Origin of the sequence: Fervidicola ferrireducens (genome assembly GCF_001562425.1) — a bacterium.
GTDB lineage: Bacteria > Bacillota > Thermosediminibacteria > Thermosediminibacterales > Thermosediminibacteraceae > Fervidicola > Fervidicola ferrireducens.
Window position 1 is genome coordinate 76,441 of sequence record NZ_LOED01000002.1, and the last position, 23,502, is coordinate 99,942.

26 protein-coding genes are annotated in these 23,502 nt (G+C 46.2%); 2 read left to right on the forward strand and 24 right to left on the reverse strand.

Features of this window, described 5'->3' with window-relative positions:
- Nucleotides 1-109: 109 nt before the first annotated feature.
- From AN618_RS01445 to AN618_RS01505, 13 genes are all read right to left on the reverse strand, one after another.
- Complete coding sequence (locus AN618_RS01445) at nucleotides 110-910, reverse strand: sugar phosphate isomerase/epimerase family protein (protein ID WP_066351169.1); 801 nt, start codon at nucleotides 908-910, stop codon at nucleotides 110-112.
- A 55-nt stretch (nucleotides 911-965) separates the two neighbouring features.
- Nucleotides 966-3,275 (reverse strand): DNA internalization-related competence protein ComEC/Rec2, encoded by a 2,310-nt coding sequence (locus AN618_RS01450; protein WP_066351176.1) that lies wholly within the window; start codon nucleotides 3,273-3,275, stop codon nucleotides 966-968.
- A 165-nt stretch (nucleotides 3,276-3,440) separates the two neighbouring features.
- Entirely contained in the window at nucleotides 3,441-4,697 is a 1,257-nt protein-coding gene (locus AN618_RS01455; protein ID WP_066351178.1) for an SEC-C domain-containing protein, read from the reverse strand.
- A gap of 51 nt (nucleotides 4,698-4,748) precedes the next feature.
- Nucleotides 4,749-4,943 carry a hypothetical protein gene (locus AN618_RS01460; RefSeq protein WP_066351180.1) on the reverse strand — a complete coding sequence of 65 codons (195 nt, stop codon included), beginning with the start codon at nucleotides 4,941-4,943 and terminating at the stop codon, nucleotides 4,749-4,751.
- A 279-nt stretch (nucleotides 4,944-5,222) separates the two neighbouring features.
- Nucleotides 5,223-6,815 (reverse strand): N-acyl-D-amino-acid deacylase family protein, encoded by a 1,593-nt coding sequence (locus tag AN618_RS01465; protein ID WP_066351187.1) that lies wholly within the window; start codon nucleotides 6,813-6,815, stop codon nucleotides 5,223-5,225.
- A gap of 42 nt (nucleotides 6,816-6,857) precedes the next feature.
- A complete protein-coding gene (locus AN618_RS01470) occupies nucleotides 6,858-7,853 on the reverse strand; it encodes an ABC transporter ATP-binding protein (RefSeq protein ID WP_157081591.1) in 996 nt (331 codons plus the stop codon).
- A 2-nt stretch (nucleotides 7,854-7,855) separates the two neighbouring features.
- Nucleotides 7,856-8,818, reverse strand: coding sequence for an ABC transporter ATP-binding protein (locus AN618_RS01475; RefSeq protein WP_066351191.1), 963 nt, complete (start codon nucleotides 8,816-8,818; stop codon nucleotides 7,856-7,858).
- Nucleotides 8,819-8,838: 20 nt separating this feature from the next.
- On the reverse strand, nucleotides 8,839-9,675 hold the full coding sequence (locus tag AN618_RS01480) for an ABC transporter permease (protein WP_066351196.1): 837 nt from the start codon (nucleotides 9,673-9,675) through the stop codon (nucleotides 8,839-8,841).
- Nucleotides 9,675-10,619, reverse strand: coding sequence for an ABC transporter permease (locus AN618_RS01485; RefSeq protein ID WP_066351197.1), 945 nt, complete (start codon nucleotides 10,617-10,619; stop codon nucleotides 9,675-9,677). The genes AN618_RS01480 and AN618_RS01485 overlap by 1 nt, the downstream gene beginning before the upstream one ends.
- A complete protein-coding gene (locus AN618_RS01490; RefSeq protein WP_066351198.1) occupies nucleotides 10,616-10,984 on the reverse strand; it encodes a serine hydrolase domain-containing protein in 369 nt (122 codons plus the stop codon). The genes AN618_RS01485 and AN618_RS01490 overlap by 4 nt, the downstream gene beginning before the upstream one ends.
- Nucleotides 10,947-11,270: a serine hydrolase domain-containing protein gene (locus AN618_RS01495; protein ID WP_066351199.1), complete on the reverse strand. Its 324-nt coding sequence runs from the start codon at nucleotides 11,268-11,270 to the stop codon at nucleotides 10,947-10,949. Before AN618_RS01495 ends, AN618_RS01490 begins: the two co-directional genes overlap by 38 nt.
- Nucleotides 11,267-12,232, reverse strand: a complete 966-nt coding sequence (locus AN618_RS01500; protein WP_066351201.1) for a threonine ammonia-lyase — start codon at nucleotides 12,230-12,232, stop codon at nucleotides 11,267-11,269. The genes AN618_RS01495 and AN618_RS01500 overlap by 4 nt, the downstream gene beginning before the upstream one ends.
- A gap of 61 nt (nucleotides 12,233-12,293) precedes the next feature.
- The gene (locus AN618_RS01505; protein ID WP_066351207.1) at nucleotides 12,294-13,868 is read right to left on the reverse strand and encodes an ABC transporter substrate-binding protein; all 1,575 of its coding nucleotides are present in this window, start codon (nucleotides 13,866-13,868) and stop codon (nucleotides 12,294-12,296) included.
- A gap of 472 nt (nucleotides 13,869-14,340) precedes the next feature.
- Between AN618_RS01505 and AN618_RS01510 the strand changes: the two genes are divergently transcribed.
- Both AN618_RS01510 and AN618_RS01515 read left to right on the forward strand, forming a co-directional pair.
- Complete coding sequence (locus AN618_RS01510) at nucleotides 14,341-14,880, forward strand: hypothetical protein (protein ID WP_066351208.1); 540 nt, start codon at nucleotides 14,341-14,343, stop codon at nucleotides 14,878-14,880.
- Nucleotides 14,881-14,965: 85 nt separating this feature from the next.
- Nucleotides 14,966-15,328 carry a zinc ribbon domain-containing protein gene (locus AN618_RS01515; protein ID WP_066351210.1) on the forward strand — a complete coding sequence of 121 codons (363 nt, stop codon included), beginning with the start codon at nucleotides 14,966-14,968 and terminating at the stop codon, nucleotides 15,326-15,328.
- On the opposite strand, the gene dapB is transcribed toward AN618_RS01515, so the two are convergent.
- The 11 genes from dapB to AN618_RS01570 all read right to left on the reverse strand — a co-directional run bounded on the left by dapB (nucleotide 15,325) and on the right by AN618_RS01570 (nucleotide 23,488).
- Complete coding sequence (dapB, locus tag AN618_RS01520) at nucleotides 15,325-16,080, reverse strand: 4-hydroxy-tetrahydrodipicolinate reductase (RefSeq protein WP_066351211.1); 756 nt, start codon at nucleotides 16,078-16,080, stop codon at nucleotides 15,325-15,327. The genes AN618_RS01515 and dapB overlap by 4 nt on opposite strands.
- A gap of 129 nt (nucleotides 16,081-16,209) precedes the next feature.
- Complete coding sequence (locus AN618_RS01525) at nucleotides 16,210-16,413, reverse strand: hypothetical protein (RefSeq protein WP_066351212.1); 204 nt, start codon at nucleotides 16,411-16,413, stop codon at nucleotides 16,210-16,212.
- 43 nt (nucleotides 16,414-16,456) lie between these two features.
- Entirely contained in the window at nucleotides 16,457-17,437 is a 981-nt protein-coding gene (locus AN618_RS01530; protein ID WP_066351213.1) for a biotin--[acetyl-CoA-carboxylase] ligase, read from the reverse strand.
- A 123-nt stretch (nucleotides 17,438-17,560) separates the two neighbouring features.
- Nucleotides 17,561-18,001, reverse strand: coding sequence for an OsmC family protein (locus AN618_RS01535; protein ID WP_066351373.1), 441 nt, complete (start codon nucleotides 17,999-18,001; stop codon nucleotides 17,561-17,563).
- Nucleotides 18,002-18,159: 158 nt separating this feature from the next.
- On the reverse strand, nucleotides 18,160-18,465 hold the full coding sequence (locus AN618_RS01540; RefSeq protein ID WP_245628337.1) for a hypothetical protein: 306 nt from the start codon (nucleotides 18,463-18,465) through the stop codon (nucleotides 18,160-18,162).
- Entirely contained in the window at nucleotides 18,466-18,669 is a 204-nt protein-coding gene (locus AN618_RS01545; protein ID WP_066351215.1) for a hypothetical protein, read from the reverse strand.
- A gap of 86 nt (nucleotides 18,670-18,755) precedes the next feature.
- On the reverse strand, nucleotides 18,756-19,274 hold the full coding sequence (locus tag AN618_RS01550; protein ID WP_066351217.1) for a macro domain-containing protein: 519 nt from the start codon (nucleotides 19,272-19,274) through the stop codon (nucleotides 18,756-18,758).
- Complete coding sequence (locus AN618_RS01555; RefSeq protein WP_066351220.1) at nucleotides 19,268-19,576, reverse strand: hypothetical protein; 309 nt, start codon at nucleotides 19,574-19,576, stop codon at nucleotides 19,268-19,270. The genes AN618_RS01550 and AN618_RS01555 overlap by 7 nt, the downstream gene beginning before the upstream one ends.
- 80 nt (nucleotides 19,577-19,656) lie before the next feature.
- Complete coding sequence (locus AN618_RS01560; RefSeq protein ID WP_066351222.1) at nucleotides 19,657-22,293, reverse strand: cation-translocating P-type ATPase; 2,637 nt, start codon at nucleotides 22,291-22,293, stop codon at nucleotides 19,657-19,659.
- Between the two features lie 68 nt (nucleotides 22,294-22,361).
- Entirely contained in the window at nucleotides 22,362-22,892 is a 531-nt protein-coding gene (locus AN618_RS01565) for a spore maturation protein (RefSeq protein ID WP_066351228.1), read from the reverse strand.
- A 5-nt stretch (nucleotides 22,893-22,897) separates the two neighbouring features.
- Nucleotides 22,898-23,488 (reverse strand): nucleoside recognition domain-containing protein, encoded by a 591-nt coding sequence (locus tag AN618_RS01570; protein ID WP_066351230.1) that lies wholly within the window; start codon nucleotides 23,486-23,488, stop codon nucleotides 22,898-22,900.
- Between the last annotated feature and the right edge of the window lie 14 nt (nucleotides 23,489-23,502).

Genomic DNA, 23,502 nt, shown 5'->3' on the forward strand with positions numbered 1-23,502 from the left:
ATTCCTCTTTTTTTTGAGAAATAATTTCGCAATATATTTTAGCATCTTTCTATACGGTTTAAAAGCCTGTACTCTCTATTGAGTGAACGCTTGAGCGCAAAGTTTATGATCATTTCACCTCAAAAAACTTTTTTACCGCTTTAAGAGCACGACCAAGGTATTCTTCTGGAGATTCTCGGCGTATCTTTTCTATATCGCCATCCCACGGCACAAAACATTCCAGTGTAAGCGGCCCGCTGAAACCTGCCATATTCAAACGAAGCCTTAAGTCTTCCCAATTGATTCTGCCTTCACCTGGCACCAGGTGCTGGTCTTCCTTCCCATCGTTATCGTGGAGGTGTAGCGTCAAAAGCCGGCCGGCGTACTTTTCAAGCATCGAAAATCCACCGGATACTAAAAAGTCATGACCGCTATCATAACAAAAGCCAAGATTTTCAGAGCAAATGCTGCAAAAAACGTATTCAAGGTAATCGGGCCTTTCCACGTTTTCAAGCGCTAGTCTTATCCCAAGCCGGGTAGCCTCGTCCAAAAGCCTCAAGAGTCTTTGAATTCCGGTATTTCCTGCCGGAAATCGTGGAAAGTGGCCTTCTGCAGGATGAATAACGAGAATAGGTATTTCACAAAAAGCGCACGTCCTTATGCATTCTAAAAGCATCTTTTCATAGGCTTCTCCGTTTATTCCATCGTCCCAGAGATAATTGGCATATTGATAAGGTGCGTGGGCGTTAGCCACGCAAAGCCCGTATTTACGTGCCATATCCGGATGCTTTGTTTTTTCTCCATCGGTATTGTAAAATTCGTCGCCCCACCACAGCATTACGCAGTCGAAACCGGCCTCAGATATGAGGCGCAACCGAGTATCGATGGGAAGCTGGTATCCGAACCACGCAAATATGCCGTATTGTGCCATGCTATCTCCCCACCTAATAAAATTTTTAAACTCCTTTCGCTACTTCCTCAATCAGTTATTCCTGGGTATAAATCCTCACTTTATCTTTTTCTATTTTAAAGCTTATAGCTCCATGGAGGTCAGTTCTATACACTTTAATTTTGTTTTCTTCCAAAAGTTTTATAACTCTGGATGATGGATGCCCGAAACTGTTATTTTCCCCAACAGAAATTACCGCAACGTCAGGGTCTACTTTTTTTAAAAATTCTTCAGAAGTGGAAGTAGCACTCCCATGGTGAGCTATCTTCACCACATCCGCTTTTACATCGCATTCGGCCATTACATCCCTTTCACCCTCGAAGCCGAGGTCCCCGGTAAAAAGAAAACTCAGTCCCTTATACATCATTTTCAGCACTACCGAATTGTCGTTATCGTCTTCAAATAGCTGGTGCTTTTTCGGGTTTAACACGCGAAACGCCGCTTCACCTACTCGGAAAGCATCTCCCCTTGAAACCGTGAGTACCGGTATTTTTCTTCTGGTCGCGACCTCCACTATCTTCTGGTAAATCTCCGAACCATCCGCATGGCCGACTATCACAGCTTTTACATCCATTTCCTCAATTATAGATAAGAGTCCTCCGGCGTGGTCGGAATCAAAGTGGGTGAAAACCACCACATCCAGCTTTCGGACACCTCTATCGTAAAGATAAGGCAAAACCACGTCCTTTCCAATGTCAAAGCTGCCCTTATAGTAAGCGGGCGTTCCCCCTCCGTCTATAAGCACCATTCCGCCATCTTCCGTTTTTATGAAAATGCAGTCCCCCTGGCCGACGTCCAAAAAAGTCACTTCAAAGCCTGGACTTGTCGAAATCAGGCTTGCTAATACGATTAACAGGCAAAGACCTACAACAGCAAATTTATACCTTTTTTTAATCCTTAAGGCTTCCACCGGTGCAAAAACTGCGTAAAGCAAAGTAAAATAGGCTAAACCTGCAAGAGGTCCCAAAGAAGGGACTGAAAAAGTGGCATAAGGCAGCTTTGATGCAAAAGTCGTTACCCAATCCATCAAAAAGACCAGCGCTCCGGTAACTTTTACGATCGGCACAGCAAGGAACGGTATAAAATTTACAAGGCCTCCCAAAAATCCCCCAATGAGTGCTGCTCCGGCCAGTGGCACTATGATGAAGTTCAGTAAAAAGCCTACCAGGGATATTTTGTGAAAATAATACGCAAGGAATGGGAAAAGCGGCAATTGTGCTGATACTAGGACCGCCAGGGAGTCGCAGAAAAAGGCAGGAACTTTATAAAAAAATCGCTGTACGGGCTTAAAAAATAGCACTATACCAACCGTAGCAGCAAAGGAAAGCTGAAAGCTGGCCGAGAAAATATTGAAGCTGTTTGTCAAAAGCAGAAGAAAACCTGCAAAACCCAGGCTATTCAGCGGGTCGCTTTTCCTTCCAATCAACCTTCCCAACATCACCACTTCCAGCATTATGGCCGCCCTCAAAACCGGCGGCGCCATTCCAGCCATCAGCGAATAAAACAAGACGGCTACGCTGCCAGCGATAAAACTTGCAGTCCGGGAAAGCTTAAAAAAATTCAGTATCCATCCCACACCCGCGTAGATTATGCCGATATTAGACCCCGAAGCCGTGAGTATGTGGAGGACACCCCCGTCGCCGAAAGCTTCCAAAACATCTTCCGGAATATCCCCCTTAAGTCCAAGCACTATCCCTGAAAGCAGGGATGCCAGCCTGGGTGGAAGCACCCGCCGGTATAAACTTTGTATCCTTCCCCTGAAATTTAAGGCGGATTTAACCAGCGGGTTTACGTTACCCTTCCCTAAATATTTCATTTCCCGGGAAAACATGGTCGCCGTTATACCCTTTTGTGCAAGGTACGCCCTGTAGTCGAACCCGCCGGGATTATCGTAATTTCGCGGCAGCCTGAGAGCCCCGGAAAATTCCGCCACATCGCCGTAATTCAACAGCTCCATCGAATCCTTACGGGCGAGCGTTACCCGAATTTTGCCCGGGGCTTTAACGTATCTTTCGTCCTGCAAAATATATAATGTCTTGACTTCGTAGGTTACTTTTGTATCGTCTATTTCCGGAGGCGATACCACAGTGCCGATTACGGTTCTATAACTTCCCGCATAGTTTGCTATGGTGCCTTCCATCCTGGCGGAGTAGAAATTATGGTATAAAGCCCCCAGGGCAAATATTATAATTCCCAGGAGAACCGTTTTCCGAAAGTCCATTGCAAAAAAATAAAGGCTAAAGCCGAATATAAGCAATAGGACAAAGGGCCATAAAATTCTTATGTATTCTCCAGCAACGATGCCCGATGCGAAAAATATAAAGGTAAATAAAAAGGGGCGGTACATAGCCCTGCCTCCCCTGTTACCTATTCAATTCTTAAAGAACGGTCTATTTTCATAATACACAAATTTTTAAAAAAGAACAACAGATTTTAATTGCATTTCTTCTCATGAAGCTTGTTGTCAGAGTTAAAACCTTTGTGTGATTTAGTGTTGTTTTTTGAATTGAAGTTAATTTGGCGAAAGATGCTCTAAAAAGTTATTTATCTTATAGAAGCATCCCTCCACATAACCTGCTTCTTTGAATAATCCTTTCTTTTTTAGATAATCCGTATATTTTTCTACAAACTTTTCATCAAAAAGTTCCTCTAACGAGTTTATAATTGTTTCGCGGTAATCTATTTTTTTAGGGAGGTTCTCGATGAAATTCTTGATGTAGGAGATGTAAATTTTATAGAGAAAATCAAGTTGAGCCGGTGTTAAAGGTGTTAAAAGAAAAATAGAAAAACTAAGCATATTTTCTATTTCTTCTTTATCTTTCTTTTCTTTTTTAATACGCTCTATTTCTTCCGATATCCATTTTTCGATACCGGCCAAAAAATATTCAAGCATCCCTTCTTTTATCCCCGCCACAAAAAATTCCGGCGATACTATTTGCTCGATACCAACTTTTTCCATTTTATCCTGCGTATTTAAGGAATTCTTGACATAGATTTCTGCAAGACCAGAATAAATCGAATAAAGGGGAAGCTCCACTCGTTCTATTTCGGAAATCATCCTTTCCATTTCATCTTCATATAACAGTTTCAGGTGTTCGCCGGAATAATGCAAAAAATTAGAAGTTTCCATCGATATCTCTTCAAATACTTTTCTTAATTTTTTCATATCCGTAACTTTTTCGGTTACAAGTTCCCACAACTTCTCGTTGCACTCTACTATCTCGTCTTTTGAAACTTCATAAACACAACTTATAAAATCACGAACATGACCTTCTTCCGCCGCAATACTTATGGCCCATAAAATCACTTTCATCTCTTCCCTTGAATATTCGTCATACCTAATAGACCTTGCGATCCGAAGGAGTAAAGTCTCAACAAAGTCTTTTTCGAAAATTTTTTGCATTTTTTCTCTTTCATTCTCCGCAAACATTTCACCTGGAACTCTTACCATCTTTAAACCGGACTTTTGCCTTAGGAGATCCTTAAAACTCCCGCTGAAGTCAACTTCTTCGTCTTCCTCTTCCATCCACGCTTCCATCATTAGTTCCATAATGTCTGAAGTATCTAAAACCTTATTTCCTAATTTAAAACCGAGTAACGCAGAAATCACATTAACTATGGATAAACCCGTAGCCGTAAACATTCCTTCGTATTCTTTTAATATTTCCCGCTTAATTTCTTCCACCCTGTCCATACAACATTTTTTATACTTCTTTCCGCTACCGCAGGGGCACTTGTCGTTTCTGTCAACTTCAAAAAGGCGCATCATTTACATTCCCTCGCTTTAATCATGATTCTCAAATAAAATCTTCTGAAGGGACTACCTGAGTTCTACGGGTATGGTGGCTATTTTATAGGTTCGGCCTCCTAACTTTGCCCTGCCCACCATTATCAAAGCTTTGGACCATAGAGTACCAAGAGAAGACTCTGGAGGCCGCTCGGTCCAGAAAAAGCCATCTCCCTGCATGGAGCCGAACTTGCGGGTTTCGGCGTTCCAACCTGCTATATCCACCACGTTGAAGCAAGTACTTTAAAAGCTCCCTCTCTTCACTCCCCAAATATCGTAAAGTCTTTTTTAGGTTCTCTCGCCTCAGGAGGAAATAACCTGTAGCAATTGGCGCTCCAGCGTTAACGCCAGATTACTCCGCACAAAAACGCTGTCCTCGGACTCCCTTTTATTTTGGTTCCATACAGAGATTCTTGGTATATTATTTGGTATATTATATCATAAAAAAACGCCTTTATGTCTTCCACATTGGGTTTGCTGATTTATCGTTCGTCAATCAGCCATCTTTCACCTTCTCCTCAACACCACCCCCGGCCTCTCTCCGGTGAATTGCTCATTCAAGATCACCGGTACACCGTTGACAAGCACGTGGACCATCCCTTTGGAGTAATGATGGGGGTCACCGTAGGCGGAGCTGTAATCTATGTTCCAGTAATCGAACACCGCTATGTCGGCCTTAAATCCGGGCTTGAGCATCCCCCTGTCATGAAGGCCCAATTTCCAGGCAGGAAGGTAAGTCATCTTCTTTACCGCCTCTTCCAGCGAAAGGAGATTTTCTTCGCGGACGTAAGAGGAAATTACTTTTGTGAAAGCCATATAGCCCCGGGGATGGGGTTTGCCCTCGCCGAACTCTAATATCTCCGAATCGCTGCAGACCATAGAAAGGTCATGTTTTATTATGTAGCGGACGTCATCCTCGCTCATCCCTCCTGCTAAAACATAAATATCCCTGTCTTTTTCCAAAAGGTGGAATATAGTGTCGTAAGGGTCCATCTCTAAAATTTTGGATATTTCGGCGATAGACTTTCCTTCGAATTCCTTAAATTTTTCCGAGGAAGAAATAATCAACCCATCAAAACCAGCATCCAGTATGATGTTTTCAAAATCGTCGCTGGGCCTTGAAAGTTCGGACCTTAACCTCTCCCGCACATCTTTTTTTGCTATCTGTTCTTCAAAGGCCTGTCCCCTTATCCAGCTTGGCAAGCAGTCGTAAAGTCCCGTGTTAGCGAAGGTACACGGATAAACGTCGCAAGTGACCTCCACTCCCCGGCGGCGGTAATACTGCATGAGGTCTAGGGTTGTTTTTACAAGGCCCCAGTTCCTTTTGCCGGAAGCCTTGTGATGGGAGATTTGCACCCTAACGCCGGTCTTTTTGCCCACTTCTATGGCTTCCATTACCGCATCGACAAGTAAGTCCGATTCATTCCTTATGTGGGTTGCGTATATACCCCGATATTCTTTCACTACCGAACATAGCTCTGCAATCTCGTTCGTATCGGCGAAAATGCCGGGGTCATATATAAGGCCGGTGCTCATGCCGAAGGCCCCACTTTCCATGGCTTCTGAAAGAACCCTTTTCATTTCATCCATTTCCTCTTTCGAGGGTTTTAAATTTTCCAAGCCCAAAACCGCTCCTCTGATATTGCCGTGTCCTACCAGATTTGCTATATTCACGGCCTTTGGATATTTGTCCAAAATTTTCAGGTAAGCGCCGAAAGGCATGTTATCGCTTTCCATTTCGAAAGGTAAATTCTTACCGAACACCTTTTCGAACATGCGGCGGTTTTTGGGCGTAAGCGGCGCCCCGCTGTATCCACAGTTCCCGACAACCAGCGTGGTAACGCCCTGACTCAGGTAATTTGGGGCATCGGGCAGTAAGATGACCGAAAAATCGCTGTGGTTGTGTATGTCGATAAAACCCGGCGCTGCAATAAGGCCGGTGCAATCCAGCTCCTTTTCGCCGCTTCCTTCAGCCTTGCCAACCAAGACAATTGTATCCCCTTTGATGCCGATGTCGCCGTAAAATGCCGGCGCACCTGTGCCGTCAACGATCTTCAGGTTTTTTAAAAGTATGTCGTAGGTCTTCTTCAATCCGGTCATACAATTTTCTCCCTTCTTAGTGATCTTTCAATTTTTTTATCATCACCATCTTACAATCCCCGAAAAATCCAGTTCTCCCGCCCTGTGGCAAGCCACAAAATGGTCGGTTTTAACCTCCCGGAGTTCCGGAATTTCCTCCCGGCATATCTTTTCGGCATACGGACATCTCGGATAGAGGCGACACCCCGGCGGCGGGTTTATAAGGCTGGGTGGGTCTCCCGAAAGCAGAAGTTTTTTCCGGCTTCTGCCTCTAGGAGAAAGGCTGGGAGCTGAAGATAAAAGTCCAGCCGTGTATGGATGAAGGGGACTGCTGTAAATTTCGTCAACTTGAGCTATTTCCACAATCTTTCCCAGGTACATCACGCCAATTCGGTCGCTAACATATCTCACCACCGAAAGGTTATGCGTTATGAAAAGATAAGTGAGGTTATACCTTTCCTGAATTTCCAGCAATATGTTCAATATCTGAGCTTGTACCGATACATCCAGCGCTGAAGTGGGCTCATCGAGGACCATAAATTCCGGCTTTAAAACTAAAGCCCTCGCTATGCTCGCCCGCTGCTGCTGCCCTCCCGAAAGTTGATGCGGATAGCGGTTAAGAAGTTCCTTGCCCAGGGCCACTTTTTCAATAGTATCTTCCACTATCGCCTTGATTTCAGATTTTTTATATCCGTAAATTTCCAATGGCCGCTTAATGGAATCCAAAATAGTGGCCCTGGGATTTAAGGATGCGGCGGGGTCCTGAAAAACCATGCTCATCCGGCGCCTTATGTCTTTTAATTCTTTTCCTTTTGCTTTAAAAATATCCTTTCCCTTGAAAAAAATGGTGTTTTCTGTAGGGTCGGTAAGCCTCATCACAAGTCTTGCCACGGTCGTCTTACCGCTTCCGCTTTCGCCTACAAGCCCGAACGTCTCTCCCCTTTTTATTTCAAAACTCACGCCGTCCACTGCCCTAATTTGATATAAATGCTTTTTAAAAAGGCCTTTCGTTACGTTAAAAAATTTTTTTACGTTGTCAATTACAACGATTGTTTCCATATTCATCCCTCCCGGTGGCAGAGGAAAAAATGTCCTTCACCTGCTTTTTTCAGCTGTGGCGCTATCTTCGAACATATCTCCATAGATTTCGGACATCGCGGATGAAAACTGCACCCTGCGGGCAGTTCGTATAAATTAGGAACACTGCCCGGAATGGTTTTCAGTCGACCCTGTTTTTTGGTTATTTTAGGGAGAGCTTCCATCAAGAGTTGGGTGTAAGGATGGCGGGGTTTTTCAAAAATTTGTAAGACACTTCCTATCTCCACAATTTTCCCGGCATACATAACGGCCACCCTGTCGGCTAACTCCGCCACAATCCCGAAGTCATGGGTGATTACGAGGATGGAAGTGCCAAAAGTATCTTTTAAGTCTTTTATTATTTCCAGTATTTGCGCCTGAATCGTGACATCGAGGGCGGTCGTCGGTTCGTCAGCGATGAGAAGTTTGGGGTTTCTAGAAAGCATCATGGCAATCATTACTCTCTGGCGCATACCGCCGCTTAATTCATGAGGATAGCTTCGGACCCTCTCGGCGGGGTCCGGAATCTTGACGTCTTTAAAAATTTCAACAACTTTTTTCCAGGCCTCATCCCGCGGCACCCTGTCGAGAAGCACGGCCTCCGAAACCTGTATTCCCACAGGGTAGACGGGGTTCAACGAATCTAGGGGGTTTTGAAAAATCATGCCGATTTCCTTACCCCTGACGGAAGACATTTCTTTTTCCTTCAACTTTACAAGATCCTTTCCCCGAAAAATTATTTGGCCGCCGGTTATCGTGCAATTTTTAGGGACAAGCCTCATTATGCTCATAGCCGTCGTTGATTTGCCGCACCCGGATTCTCCTACAAGGGCGAAAATCTCGCCCTCTTTCACGTCAAAACTCACATCGTCGACTGCCTGTACAGTTCCGCTTGTGGTTTTGAATACAACGGACAAGTTCTTCACCGAAAGAAGCGCGTCTTCCACCTTCGTTCCTCCTTTTTTTGCTACAATTTCAGCCTCGGGTCGAGGATTTCTCTAAGGCCTTCACCTAAAAGATTGAAACCCAGGACCGTATAGACCAAGGCGATGCCGGGGAAAATGGAAATCCACGGAGCCTGCCTAATATAGTTCTTCCCTTCCGAAAGGATTAGGCCCCAGTCGGGAGAAGGCGGCTGGGCTCCGAGTCCCAGGAAACCAAGGGAAGTTGTGGAGAGAATCGCCTGGGGCAAGGAAAGCGTGGAGAGCACTATAATGGGCGAGAGCACGTTTGGAAGGATATACCGCAGTATTATGTTCAAATCTCCTTCGCCGAATGCCCGCGCCGCTTCCACAAAAGGCATATTTTTCAGCGCCTGAGTCTTCGCCCTCACGATTCGCGCAAACTGCGCCCAGCTGACCGCCGCTATGGCGATGACTACGTTTATCAAACTGGGCCCCAGCATCGTTACGATTGCCAAGGCCATTACAAGAGGAGGCAGAGCCCACGTAAGGTCGGTTACGAACATAACGATTTTGTCAAATTTTTTTCCGTAATAACCCGCAAGAAGTCCCAAAGTTACTCCGATTAAACTTTCGACCAGGACCACCACAAGGCCTACGCCCAATGCTATCCTGGTGCCGTAAATAACCCGGCTGAAAACGCACCGCCCGTACTGGTCGGTTCCGAAGGGAAACTGGGGCTGAGGAGCCCTCAAAGCCAACGAGACGTTCATCTCGTCGTAAGGGTGCGGTGCTATGGCATCAGCGAAAACTGCGACAACGGCCACGGTAAAGAGAATTATCAGCCCTGCCAGAAATACTTTGTTTCTTGTCAGCACTTTTACATCAAATTTCGCTCCCATCAGCTTTCCCCCCTTATTTCCGCACGGATTCGCGGGTCAAGGCAGGCAGTTATGATATCTCCGGCAATGTTTGAAACCACCGTCAAAATCGCGATGATAAAAATTATTCCCTGGACTACCGGAAAATCCTGGGAAGATATGGCCGTCCACAATAGCCTTCCCATCCCCGGCCAGGAAAAAATTGTTTCGATGATTACTGCACCGCCAACAGTCCACGGGAGGTAAAGAAAGAACATGAGCGTAACAGGAATAAGCGCGTTTCTGAGCACGTGAAAAATAAGTACTCTTTTTTCGCTCAATCCTTTAGCGTAGGCGGTGGACACATATTTTTCGCGCAGGACTTCCAGTACCTCGGAACGGGTAAGCCTCAGCGTGCTTGCCAAATTGGGCAGCGTCGCAGTCATCAAAGGCAAAATCAGAGAGCTCAAACCGTCGTAACCGGACACTGGCAGGAGTTTTAATTTCAAGCTAAAAATTAGGATCAAAAGTATCCCCAACCAGAAAGAGGGTATCGACCAAAAGATTATGGTGGATACCACCACCATGCTGTCAAAAATGCTGTGTTCTTTATACGCTGCCATCAGCCCGAGGGGTATGGCTATGATGTACTGGAAAATCAAAGAACCGCCGGCAAGAAGAAGGGTGTAAGGCAGTCTTGCCTTGATCAAGGTGATGACTTTCTGTCCCGTGGTGATGGAAGTGCCGAAATCCCCCTGCAAAATATGAAAAAGCCAGTAGAAATACTGGACGTAAACAGGTTTATCAAGCCCCCAGTGCTTTTTAAGTTCCGCTATCTTTTCAGGCGGTATCCTGGGATTGGAAATTAGCTGGATGGGATCTCCCGGCATGAGCTGCATGATGCAGAACAAAACTACCGTTACGACAAAAACAACGAATGCGCCGATTATTAGTTTCCTTACGGCATATTCCAACAAGTCGCTCACAGTATCTTCCTCCCCAACCCGGCAAAAACTACGTTTACTATCCTGTCGAACAACTCATCCCGCTTAGGGCCCGCAAGGTCATAGCAATTCGTAAGCATGATGACGGCCACTCCTTCATCCACGAAGCGTGAAAAACGCGAAACGTAACCTATGGTTCCACCGCTGTGCCATATTTCCTTAACGCCTGCTCTTTCTCCTATAAACCACCCAAAACCGTAGCCTGTGGAAGTTCCATCTCTCAGCACGTGAGGAGTAAAAGCTTCCTTCAAGGTCTCCTTTTTTACCAGCTTTTCCGTATAAAGGGCGTTGTGCCATTTGAACAGGTCTTCAACGGTAGATATTATGTTGCCGTCCGCCCACCCCAAAGCCGCGGGGAAAATCGGGGAAAAACCGCCCTATAGCATCGTCGTAATCCAAAAGGCCCTTTTCCTTCAGCATCATCACGGCCATCGCGGTAAACTGCTTTGTAATGGAAGCTATAATAAACGCCGTATCGGCGTCGATGGGAATTCCCTTTTCAATGTCCGCCATTCCGAAGCCTTTTTTGTAAACAACCTCGCCTCTTTGCCCTATTAACAAGGCCATGCCGGGGGTTTTTGAGGAAAAGTACTCCCCTGCTATTTCTTCGATTGCTTTTTCATCGACTTTCACGATTTCACCTCGCTTATAAGCTTTTCTAATAGCTCCAGGTCCATGTTACCCCCAGAAATCACCACACCGACATTCCTGCCTTTGAAACGCTCGCAGTGCTCCATAAGGCACGCCACCCCCACCGCCGCCGACGGTTCCGCCAAAATCTTTTCCCGGTCGATAAGCTTTATCACGGCTTCTTTTATGGTTTTTTCGGCGACCAGCAGAATATCGTCTATGCACTCTTTCGCCATAATGTAGGGTATCTCCCCTACGCCGCCCACCAGAGCTTCGCAAATTGAAGGTTTACTCTGATATCTTTCGTATAGTCTACCGTCTCGTAACGATGCCAGCATGGCAGGACAGGCCTCGGTCTGCACTCCTACAACCTCAATTGCCGGTTTTAAGGCTTTGGCTATTATGCTTATCCCCGTTATCATTCCACCGCCACCGATGGGCACCACCAACGTATCAAGGGCGGCATTATCTTCCAGCATCTCAAGGCCTATCGTCCCCTGCCCCGCTATGACCGCCTCATCCGAACAGGGATCTATCCATATCCCCCCAAGCTCTTTTACTTTTTGTTTTGCCAGGCAAAAGGCCTCGTCGAAATCCTTTCCCGCCACCACCAGTTTCGCCCCATACCTTTTTATCTTTTCTTTCTTGACGGCAGGAGTCACCTCCGGCACGTATACCGTGACATTATCGATTCCAAGAAGACCTGAAACGTAACTAACGGCCGCGCCGTGATTTCCTGAAGAAGCCGTAATTATCCCTTTTTGCCTCTCTTCCGGTGCAAGGGAAAGAATTTTATTGACCGCACCCCTTATTTTATAAGCCTTGACCTTCTGCTGGCACTCGAGTTTGAGGAAAACCTGCCCACCCGTAAGGTCGCTTAAAAAGTGGGATTTTTCAAAGGGTGTACGGTACACGTAATTTTTTATTCGCTCCCCTGCCAGAATTACGTCCTCGGGTCTTATCATTTTTACACCAGCCCTTTTTTAGCATATCAGCAATAGGCCCTGCACCTTTTTGGCGCAATGCTCAATCAATTTTATCGGCGTCGTTCAAAAATATCCTTCCGTCGATGCTAACCTTCACTCCTGTTACCGACTTACGAACGGCTATGTGTTGATATTCGGAAAAAAGAGGTACCACCGGCAATTCCGAGAGTATTTTTTCCTGTATTTCATTGTATTTGGCGGTTCTCTGATTCATGTCCATAATATACCGCGCATCTTCGAGCAATCTATCCCATTCCTTATTTATCCAGGGTGCTTTCGAACTGCTGCTGAAATTGTAGTACAGGATATCCGGGTCGTTCCACCAATATGACCGCATGGCAAGCTGAAAATCGTGGTCCTGGATGGCCTGCTTTATATACTTTGATTCATATTCCCTCAACTCCAGATTTATTCCGATTTGTTTTAGCTGGGCCTGGATTACAGGGGCAGCCTGTTTAAGCATGGGAAAATCGAGCGCCACCATCATGGTAAGCGAAAGAGGTTTTCCGTTTTTCTCGAGAATTCCATCGCCATCCGTATCTTTATATCCGGCTTGAGCCAGCAGGTCTTTGGCCTTATCCTGATCGTAGCCGTACCTCGCCTTGAGCTCCATTTCCTTCTTTTCGTCGTAACAAAGATGGGCAGGCGATAGGAGTCCGTACTTGGGCAGAACAGCACCTTTTAGCACATCCTTTATCTCATCTTTGTTTATAGCAAGTGCAATGGCAGTCCTCACCTTTATATCGTTGAGAGGCTCGGCCTTGGTATTCATTGCAATGTAGCTTATGCCTGGCTGGAGGTACTTGAAAAGCTGAACGTCGCTGTTTTGTTCAAGCTCTTTAACGTTTTCAGCAGGAACGCTTATTATAATATCCGCATTTCCCGATTCTAGTTCGCTTATCCTCGTGAAGTCATCAGGCACGAACTTAACGGTTATTTTGTCAAATTTTATAGGACCTTTGTTTTCCACAAGAGGGCTGTAAGTCCTGTAATTTTCATTTTTCTTCAGGGTGATGTAGGAACCCTGAACCCATTCCTGCACCGTTGCAGGCCCGCTGCCTTCCGCGTTCCTGTTAAAAGCCTGATCGCCAATCTCTTTTGCCTTTTTTGCATTTACCGTTCCTCCGTATGTACTCGTCAGCACCGGCCACAAATAAGCAGCGGATTTTTCCAGTTTTAAAACCAGCGTTTCAGGATCTTTTACGATAATCTCCTTTATAGGGGCCAAGTCCTCCGCATAAGGGCTTATCTTCCTGTACCTTTCCAAGGAATTCTTGATATCTTCTGCCTTTAGGGGACTTCCATCGGAAAAAGCCGCATCTTTCGGAAGTCTAAAGGTGAGCTCGGTCCCGTCCTGCGATATTTCAAAAGAAGATGCACCCTCTGGCACGAGATTTTTCAGTTCCATATCGAAGGACACTAGGGGCTGAAAAAGAAGGCTGTGAACTATGTTTTCCCACTTTACCTGCTGGATATCGGTGCCTTCGATTTCTTCAGGGATTGCTATGACCAGTTCCTTTTCCTCGTTGACATTTGCAGTGCCTTCGCTTCCCCCGCACCCTGTCAGCGTAAGCAAAAATACCAGTAGAGTCGTCAAAGCAAGCAATCTTTTCACAGAGCTCTCCTCCTTATTATTCTCATTTATTATCAGGCCATCTAAAGAGGGTTTTGTCGGGTGTACAGGCCTCTCTCGTTGCTGAGATTTACCATTATGTATAATCATTCGTCATTTTGTATATTCTAGATTGTTGCGTATAATTATAATATATATTGTATAATATTGCAATACATGAACATAAATTTTATTTTTTGAAAAATTCCAACGCAACAAAAAACCTCGCAATTGCAATCGGAGAAAAAAAAAGACCGCTTTTTTTGCGTGCTATGATATGCTCCCATTGGGAGTTCATGCACCCCAAAAGCGGTCTTTGTTTATAAACCGGGCGAGCTATTTACCGAACGCTTAATGCGGTGTCTTTTTTTAGTATTAGTATCAATTTGACACAGACATGCTACTGCCACACTTTCACCATTTCCCGGCCCGGTCTAATAAAATATAAAAAACCAATTTTCTCGGAGGTGGTAAAGTGGAACCAGGAACTGCCGTAGCCGTTTCGGCCCACGGATACGGGGACGAAAAAGCCTTCGATTACCGCGCCCATAAAACGGGGCACCTGGTGATAAAGCCCCGGAATGGAAGGGAATTTTTGGAAATGCTTTCGGATGTTTCCGAGTCTTCGGGAGCCATCAATCTGATAAAAGTATTCGCTCATTCCTATCCACGGGGAATTATAATGAGCAACTGGAGCGGCTTTTACGACGAACCCGGGCCCGAAGACACCGGCATGGCCGCGTATATAAGCGACCTTGCGGAACTTATCAAAAACGGGAAGGTAAAATTTTCCCCCAATCCCCGCTGGATGCTTTTCGGCTGCAACCTGGCCGGCCGTTTTTCCGAAAAACTTTCCCTTGCGGTCTCGGGCACCGTCATAGCCCCTCGAGGTGACAGCTACCCGGAAATTGCGGTAAATTGCGAAACCGGGGTATTTATCGCCGTATCCCGGTGGGAGGTCTTCATAAAAGGCAGATACGCCTATAGTCTCGGCAAAAGGCTGAGAGCCTGGTGATAAAACCGGTCTGGATAGCGCCGCTTTTTTCTATTATAATAAATTCTGTAGCCTTTTTCTGACTTTTAGAGCGGGGAGGAATGCGATGTTCTTTTTCGGTATTTTCGGAATTCAGGATAGGGAAAAACACTTAAGAGATTTCGACGCAACGGTATGTCCGTCCTGCGGCAGGCTTTCACGGGCCGAACTAATAGAAGTGTTCACCTACTTCCACTTTTTCTTCATTCCCATTTTCCAATGGAACAGGAGGTACTTTGTGAAGTTCCGGTGCTGTCCAGCAATTTTTTCGGTGGATAAGGAATACGCCGAAGAACTAAAAAGAGGGGCCGACCTGGATGTCTCACGACTCCACAAGGTATTCGGCCACGGAAGCTACTGTCCGGAATGTGGAAGTTACGTCGACCCCTCATTCAATTTTTGTCCTTATTGCGGAAGAAGGATAAGTTAGCAGCTCAGACTGTCTACGAGGTCCTTCATCGTATAGTACCCTGGCGCCTTTTCCACTATAAACCTGGCGGCCTTCAGCGCACCGGCTGCCAAAACTTTTCTTGAAGTTACCACATGACTTATTTCTATAGTTTCATCCTCGCCCCCAAAAATCACCCGGTGTTCCCCCACCAGGTTTCCGGCCCTGATGGAATGAATGCCTATTTCGTTTTTATCCCTCTTTTTCCTCTTTTCTACCCTGCTGTAGACGAATTCAGCCCCACTTCTAACTTCCTTTATAGCCTCGGCCAGCATAATGGCCGTTCCGCTGGGGGCGTCTATCTTCTGATTGTGATGTCTTTCAACTATCTCCACGTCGAAATCGGATAAGACCCGGGCCAGCTTTTGAGAAAGCATCACCATGAGGAATACCCCCAGCGACATATTTTGCGAATAAAACACCGGTATCGTTTTAGCGGCATCCTGCAGCATCAGCCTATGGCTTTCTTCTAGGCCAGTGGTCCCCGTCACCACCGGAACGCGGTGCGACAGGGCATATCTCAACAAATTATCCAAGGCCTGAGGATTGGAAAAATCCACTATTACGTCGGCTTTTTCCTCTATTTTAAATATGCTGTTGTAAATGGGAAAATCACCCTTTTCCCCGACAACGTCAACACCCGCAATTATTTCCATGTCCTCTTGTGATTTTACGAGTTCCGCTATGGTTCTTCCCATTTTCCCCCGCGCCCCGTTTAAAATAATCTTTATCATAAAAAGTCCCCCTTAATTTTATGATTGGAAAATACGTTAGTTAATTTATATTCTATCGCCGTTTTTAAAGTTCCTGCACAAAAATAAAAAAGCCTTCCTTGCAAAAGGAAAGCTTTTTCAGTCATTCTTTTATTTTATCATATAATAAAAAGATTCGAGTTCTTCGCTGTCAGCTCGCGGAAGCTTCACTTTTAACTCCTGAATAACCTCGTCGTCAACCTGGATAAATTTGTCACCCAATAGGCGAGCGCATATGTTGATGCTGGCCAGGGAATTTTTATGGTGGGTCACAAAGTCCAATATTTCCTCTATCTGCTTCTGCCTTTCGTCCACCCGAATGCACCTCCATTATTATTGTGAACCCGAAAACCTCTATTTATTCCCTGAGCGACACATCGCCGCTCAAAACCCTTTCCACCGTGCCCCCATCGGTTTTAACCAGCAACGCGCCATCATCGTCCACATCCAGGGCCAATCCTTCTAGTTCGTAATTCCTGCCGATTATCCTGACTCGCCTCCCCAGGTTGCAGGAAAGCTGCCTCCATTCCTCCAGTACCTTTCCAAATTCGCCGTCCTCTAGGTATCTGTAGACTACCTCAAATTGCGAAAGAAATTCGGTTAAAATTTTCAATCGCCCTACATTCTTTCCGGACACAAGTTTCAAGGACGTAGCAGTTTCTTTAATTTCCGCCGGAAAATCCGTGTTATTCACATTGACACCTATGCCTGTTACCACAAAATTGATACTGTCCATGTCGGCGCTCATTTCCGTCAAAATCCCAGCCACCTTTTTGCCCTCCACCAGAAGGTCGTTCGGCCATTTTATCCAGCAATCTATTCCGGCGACTTTCCTTATCGCTTTTGCAGCCGCTACCGCACAGGTCATGGTAATCCGGGGTGCTTCGTAGGGTTCCAGTGAAGGCCTTAGAATTATCGACAACCATATTCCTTCCCGGGGCGGTGATACCCACCTCCTTCCCAGCCTCCCTTTCCCTCCCGTCTGCTCTTCCGCAATCACCAGCGTCCCGTGAGGTGCGCCATTTTGAGCCAACTTTTTTGCTTCATCGTTGGTGGAACCTATCGAAGGGTAGTAGTAAATTTTGCGGGCCAGGAATTCGAGGCGGCTACTTTGTATAATCTCTTCCGGCAAAAGCAAATCCGGCGACTTTTTCAGGCAATATCCCACCCTCGGCACCGAATCTATTTCGTATCCTAGCTTTCTTAAATGGTTTACCTGCTTCCATACGGCGGTGCGGCTGACACCCAATTTTTCGCTTATTTCTTCGCCGGAAACGTAATTGCCCTTTTTTGAAAGAAGCAACAGCAAAAGCTCATTTAGGGAACCGTCTTTCATCATGGCAAAAATCCACCTTTTTCCAAAGCTATTTTAAGCTACTTAATAGTTTAATTTACCCGCTCATTTGTGTCAATGTCAAAAAGCCTGCCGGATTAAACTCCGGCAGGCTCCTGTTTTTGAATCTTATTTTTCGATAACCATATCTCCGTTTACTGGAACACCTTTTAAAGTATCCTTTACGGGACATCTTTCCTGTATGAGCTCGTAAAGTTTTTTTACGTTTTCCTCCGGGGAATCGGAAACTATGTGCATTTTGTACCGTATCTCGGAAAAACCTTTCCTTACGTTCGGATTTCTCCCCAGAAAACCGTCCGGGTCCAGGTCTCCTTCAAGGTCCACGGAAAATCCTTTCAACTCCACGCCGCACATCGGAGCAAAGGCGCTGGCCACAATGGCCATGCATCCTCCTAGAGAACACAGGAGCATCTCAACGGGATTCATAGCGGTATCGGTCCCGCCGAGGTCTTTAGGTTCGTCAACGGTAACCTTAAATCCCCTGGCGGTTCCTTCGGCTACCATTCCGCCCTTCCACTCCGTTCTAGCTTTGAAGGTCACTTTCGCCATAACGATACCTCCCGGTATAAATTTGATTCCTCTTAAAAGGTTTCGGTCACCGTAAAAGGCAAATGCAATTTTTGTGCCACCCATCACAATGCCTTCTGACGGCACTTTTCACATTTAAAGTGTTTAATTTTACGTACGGTGTCTTTTATCTTACACACTCATCGCTCATCCATGGCATCGTCCATGTAATACTTAGTCCTTGTCTTTCCGTTCCCCAGGTAATGGAGGTTGGCGTAAATGTTCACCGTGTGCGCGTTTTTGTTGTGCTGTATTCTGACGTCGCTGGGGATTCCATCATCCTGGTGGTAATTGAGATACTGTTTCAGTACGTCGTAAGCGTCTTTATCGTTCAAGTTATCATATATACTCAAATATACATCCTCGGGAATTTCGAGGATAATGTTGTGAAGCCCGTCTTTTACCGCCCGCGTTTCCCTTATGGAGTTCAGCACGAACACCACCACTCATTCCTTTTCCTTTTTCTCCGGGTTTTTTACGGTCAAATTGTTAGGAGGCGTCTTCATAGGGTTTTCAATTTCGAATTCCCGGGAAAGCTCGTATTTTTCCGGTCTTTCGTCATCGAAAAGCTCGCCTTTAAACCTCCTTCTATCTAACGGCGGAACCGACTTTCCTTTCGATTCTCCCCCGTTTTTCCGAACACTTCCCATTCGCACTTTCCTCCCCTTTTTTGTCTTCAATCTTAGTATCTTCATTTGCAGCGGTCGATATTTATGAATCAATTAAAAAAGCCCCTTCAAGGGGCTTTTTTCAATTCCTCTTCCAGGTATTTTATGAACTCACCGCTCACGTCCATCACCGTAATGTCTATATCCTTTACATCACCGAGAACTTCCTTATAAACTCGTGCCACATCCTTTTTGGGGACGCCTCCGACGCCTGTAGCCAGCGCCGGCAGAACCATGGATTTAACTTTCATTTCCCGGGCTTTCTCGAGGAGCGACTGAAGGCATTTCCTTACTATTTCTACGCTGGACGGCTCCGCCGGCCTCTTCATGGTCACTGCGTGAAAGATGTACTTGGCTTTCAATCCACCGGCGGTGGTAACGTAAACGTCTCCCGGCCGGGGGTCGAGCTGGCTGCAGACCCTAATGGCTTCGTCTTCAATCACTTTCCCGCCGGCTTTCTTTATTGCCAGGGCTACGCCGCCGCCCATGGGTCCGATGCCATTTGCCGCATTTACTATAACGTCGGCCTCGGCCTTCGTTATGTCTCCAATGACAAGCTTCACTTTATCACCCCTTCGACCTAACATTTTGCAAATTCGGACAGCTCTTCCAGTTTCTTTTTCCAGTAATCCCTCTTAGCTTTCAATTCCCCTATTAACTTCAGGTCGTGCTCGATGCAAAGTCCTTCTTGGACCCTGTTTTCGGCAAAATGAATGGCCTCATCAAAAGTTTCAAGAGCTCTTTTAAATAAATCTTCGGCATAACAAGCTCTCTCCCTTTCGTGAGGCCAGTTGGATTTTTTTGAATCCCTTATGACGGCTTTTAACACATCGAAGAACTTTTCCCCCTCCGTGTAAAGATTTATGGAAAAATCAAGATGTTTAATCATTATCAAAACCTCCCGGCCGCTTTTATTTTATAATTTCCACAAAACTTTCAAAATTCCTCCTCTATTTTAAAATATATTTTTTACAGGACCGCACCCAGGCCGGAGAGGGCCAGAATCAAAAGCCACATTTTTCCATCAAGCGGCACGGTGTGGAAGATAACCTGAAGCGACGGCGCGTAGACAACTCCCAAAAGCATTGCCGCCGAAATTATTACAGCCAGCGTGAGGAAAAGATTCGAGAACGGATTTTTCCCCCATAAGGTGGCGTTTTCTTCCCTGCATTCAAAGGCAAATATGAGCTGGGACATCACCAAGGTGGAAAAAGCCACCGTTCTTGAGAAGCCTATCCCGGAGCCGCCGTAATACCAGGATATCAGGTAGGAAGCCATGGTGGCAAGGCTTATAAGAAACCCCCTGTAAAATATTTTCCGTCGCATGCCGCCGGAAAAAATACCTTCCTGTCTTTTTCGGGGTTTGCGGTTCATCACATCCCTCTCGGGCGGGTCCGCTCCCAATGCAATGGCCGGCAGGCCGTCGGTTATAAGGTTCATCCACAGGACCTGTATGGGCAAAAGCGGCAGCGGCATCCCGAGGAGCGACGACCACACCATCGTCAGCACTTCTCCGGTATTGCAGGAGAGCAAGTAACGTATGAATTTTCGGATGTTGTCGTAAATGATGCGTCCTTCTTCCACGGCGGATACGATGCTTGCAAAATTGTCATCCAGCAGTATCATCGCCGAAGCTTCCTTCGTCACATCGGTGCCTGTTTTCCCCATTGAAATACCTATATCCGCTTCCTTTACCGCAGGAGCGTCGTTCACTCCATCACCGGTCATGGCAACCACATGGCCCTTCTTTTTTAGCGCTCGAACTATTCTCAACTTGTGCTTGGGAGTCACTCGGGCGTACACCGAAATATCATCTATACATTTTAAAAACTCGGATTCGGACATTTCGTCAAGTTCCTGTCCCGTTATTATCCTCCCACCTTTGCCCATCATGTTCAGTTCTTTTGCCACAGCCCAGGCGGTGGCGCGGTGATCACCCGTTATCATTACAGGCTTTATCCCCGCGGCAAAGCACCTTTCGACTGCTGAAGCCGCCTCTAGTCGCGGCGGATCTATCATTCCCATCAAGCCTAGAAAAATCAAACCTGTCTCGGTATTTTCGCTTAAGTCCCGAGTACTGTCTAATTTCCGGTAGGCAAACGCCAGGACCCTCAAGGCTTCCCTTCCCATATCCTCGTTTATCCGGGATATTTTTCTCTTTTCTGATAAAGTCATCTTTTTAATATTTCCATTTTCTTCTATACCATCGCAAAGTTCCAAAATTACGTCCGGAGCTCCTTTTGTAAACAGGAATAGCTCCCCCTTTTGGTTTTTCACCACCACCGACATTCGCTTCCGTTCCGAATCGAAAGGAATTTCCCTTATCCTTTTGTAAGTCCTTTCAACGTCATTTTTAAAAAACCCGGCCTTTGCAGCCGCAACCAAAAGGGCAACTTCCGTAGGGTCTCCGGCGGGCACCATCTCCTTTGGCCTTCCAAAGCCAAAAATTCCGGACTTTTGCTCACCAAGTTCAGCGTTATTGCATGAAACTGCAATCCTGAGCAGTTTCTCCATTGAAGGAGAAGTCTTTTTAAGCAGCCGGCCATCGTTTGTAATGAAGTCCCCTTCAATTCCGTAGCCGCTTCCCGTTACCATCACCGTTTCGCCATCCACATAGATTTTCCTCACGGTCATCTTGTTTTCCGTAAGGGTGCCGGTTTTATCGCTGCAAATAACTGTAGCACACCCCAGGGTTTCTACGGCCGTAAGTTTTCTCACCAGCACATTCTTTTTCACCATCCGCTGAACTCCCATAGCGAGCACCATCGTGACCACGGCGGGCAGTCCTTCGGGTATTGCAGCTACGGCAAGGCTTACACCAAAAAGGAACATCTGGTAAATCTCCTCGCCCCTCAGAACCCCTAACATCGCGACCATAAAGCATATCAAAAGGCAAAGGACGAGGAGCTGCTTGCCAAGGTCATCCAGCCGCCTTTGAAGTGGGGTTTGCTCTTCCCCGACGCCTTCCATCATTCCGGCGATTTTGCCCATTTCCGTATTCATTCCTGTTTGCGTTACCACCATCTTACCCCTGCCGCTTACCACCATGGTCCCCATGAATACCAAATTCGAACGGTGGATTTTCAAGGTTTCCAGCTGCCTGCTTTCTACGCTTTTTTCCACCGGTACCGATTCTCCCGTAAGCATGGATTCGTCCACTTTGAGATTTTCAACCTCAAAAAGTTCCCCGTCGGCCGGTACTTTATCGCCGGTCTCCAATATCACTACATCGCCCGGCACCACCTCTTTAGCCGGGATTACCTTTATCTGACCATCGCGCACTACTCGGGCTACGGGAGCCGCCATTTCTTTCAAAGCCTCTAGAGCTTTTTCGGTGCGGTATTCCTGTATGAACCCCATAAAACCGTTTAATACGATAATTGCAGTGATGGCCGCAGCATCGGCCATCTCGCCCAAAAAATACGATATTATTGTTGCTCCTAAAAGCACCAGGGTGATGGTGCTCTTAAACTGGTTGATGAAAAGGATTGCGGGTGATTTTTTCCGACGTTCATGGATTACGTTTTCTCCGAAGAGTTTTTTCTTTAAAGGTATCTCCCTGCTTGACAAACCTCTTTTTAGATCGGTGTTCCACGGTGCCGTCATTTTTCTTCCCTCCAAGCAATGATCCACTTTAAATTTATTCCGGCATTTTGAAGGTTATGTCTCTTCCTTTATTCGAACAATCGTTTTACTATGTATACCGATGCCAGCAGGCTTGCAAAATCCGCCATAATTCCCACGGGAACGGCGTACCTCGTCTTTTTGATGCCTACCGAACCAAAATAGATGGCTATTATATAAAAGGTGGTATCGGTAGACCCCATCAGCGTGGACGCCAGCCTTCCAATGTACGAATCTGGACCGTAGGTGTCAAAAATTTCTACCATCATGCTGAGTGCCGCTGGTCCCGACAGGGTTCTCACTATAGACAAGAAGAGGGCATCGGCCGGAATCTCCAAAAGCCGGATGACAGGATTTAAAACTTTCACCATCAAATCTACGGCTCCCGATTCCCTAAAGATGCTGACGGCAACGTAAATCCCCAAAAGATAGGGAACAAGCTTTACGGCAAGCTGCAAACCTTCCTGGGCTCCTTGTGTAAACACTTCAAATACCCTGACGTTATTTATCAAACCGTGTAAAAAGACCGCCGCCATCACAACGGGAATTATCCAGGAAGAAATTGAAATTTGCTCCGCCAAATTCCTTACCTCCTTTCGATTTTCCGGTAAAGGAGTCTGAAAGCATAGTCGGCAACAACTGCAACCATAGTAGAACAGGTGGTGGCAAAGAGAATGGCCCCCAGCACTTCCGATGGATTTTTGGAGCCTGCCGCAGCCCTTAGAGCTATTATCGTCGCGGGTATCAGCGTCACGCTGGATGTATTTATGGCAAGGAAGGTGCACATGGCCTCCGTTGCGGTATCGGGATTGGGATTTAGGGTTTGCAGTTCCTTCATAGCTTTAAGTCCGAAGGGCGTCGCCGCGTTGCCGAACCCCAGCATATTGGCGCTCAAGTTCATCAATATGCTCCCCATGGCCGGGTGACCTTTGGGTATGGAGGGGAAAAGCCACCTGAATAAAGGCGCGATAAACCTGCTGATACTATCTATAAGCCCTGATTCTTCCGCCACTTTTGCTATCCCAAGCCAAAAACCCACGACTCCCATGAGACTTATCGCCCTCTCAATGGCGGTTTTTGCAGCTTCCAGTGCAGCGGGAGTTATTGAATCCAGCTTTCCGTTCCAAGCGGCGGCTAAAATCCCTCCCAGTATCAAAAAAGCAAAAATCCAGTTCACTTGAATCCCCCTTC

Bases quoted from the DNA above. Each gene is read 5' to 3' on its own strand.
- AN618_RS01445 (WP_066351169.1), bottom strand. From the start codon at position 910: ATGGCACAATACGGCATATTTGCGTGGTTCGGATACCAGCTTCCCATC.
- AN618_RS01450 (WP_066351176.1), bottom strand. From the start codon at position 3,275: ATGTACCGCCCCTTTTTATTTACCTTTATATTTTTCGCATCGGGCATC.
- AN618_RS01455 (WP_066351178.1), bottom strand. From the start codon at position 4,697: ATGATGCGCCTTTTTGAAGTTGACAGAAACGACAAGTGCCCCTGCGGT.
- AN618_RS01465 (WP_066351187.1), bottom strand. From the start codon at position 6,815: ATGACCGGATTGAAGAAGACCTACGACATACTTTTAAAAAACCTGAAG.
- AN618_RS01470 (WP_157081591.1), bottom strand. From the start codon at position 7,853: ATGGAAACAATCGTTGTAATTGACAACGTAAAAAAATTTTTTAACGTA.
- AN618_RS01480 (WP_066351196.1), bottom strand. From the start codon at position 9,675: ATGGGAGCGAAATTTGATGTAAAAGTGCTGACAAGAAACAAAGTATTT.
- AN618_RS01500 (WP_066351201.1), bottom strand. From the start codon at position 12,232: ATGATAAGACCCGAGGACGTAATTCTGGCAGGGGAGCGAATAAAAAAT.
- AN618_RS01515 (WP_066351210.1), top strand. From the start codon at position 14,966: ATGTTCTTTTTCGGTATTTTCGGAATTCAGGATAGGGAAAAACACTTA.
- dapB (WP_066351211.1), bottom strand. From the start codon at position 16,080: ATGATAAAGATTATTTTAAACGGGGCGCGGGGGAAAATGGGAAGAACC.
- AN618_RS01530 (WP_066351213.1), bottom strand. From the start codon at position 17,437: ATGATGAAAGACGGTTCCCTAAATGAGCTTTTGCTGTTGCTTCTTTCA.
- AN618_RS01535 (WP_066351373.1), bottom strand. From the start codon at position 18,001: ATGGCGAAAGTGACCTTCAAAGCTAGAACGGAGTGGAAGGGCGGAATG.
- AN618_RS01545 (WP_066351215.1), bottom strand. From the start codon at position 18,669: ATGGGAAGTGTTCGGAAAAACGGGGGAGAATCGAAAGGAAAGTCGGTT.
- AN618_RS01550 (WP_066351217.1), bottom strand. From the start codon at position 19,274: ATGTTAGGTCGAAGGGGTGATAAAGTGAAGCTTGTCATTGGAGACATA.
- AN618_RS01555 (WP_066351220.1), bottom strand. From the start codon at position 19,576: ATGATTAAACATCTTGATTTTTCCATAAATCTTTACACGGAGGGGGAA.
- AN618_RS01560 (WP_066351222.1), bottom strand. From the start codon at position 22,293: ATGACGGCACCGTGGAACACCGATCTAAAAAGAGGTTTGTCAAGCAGG.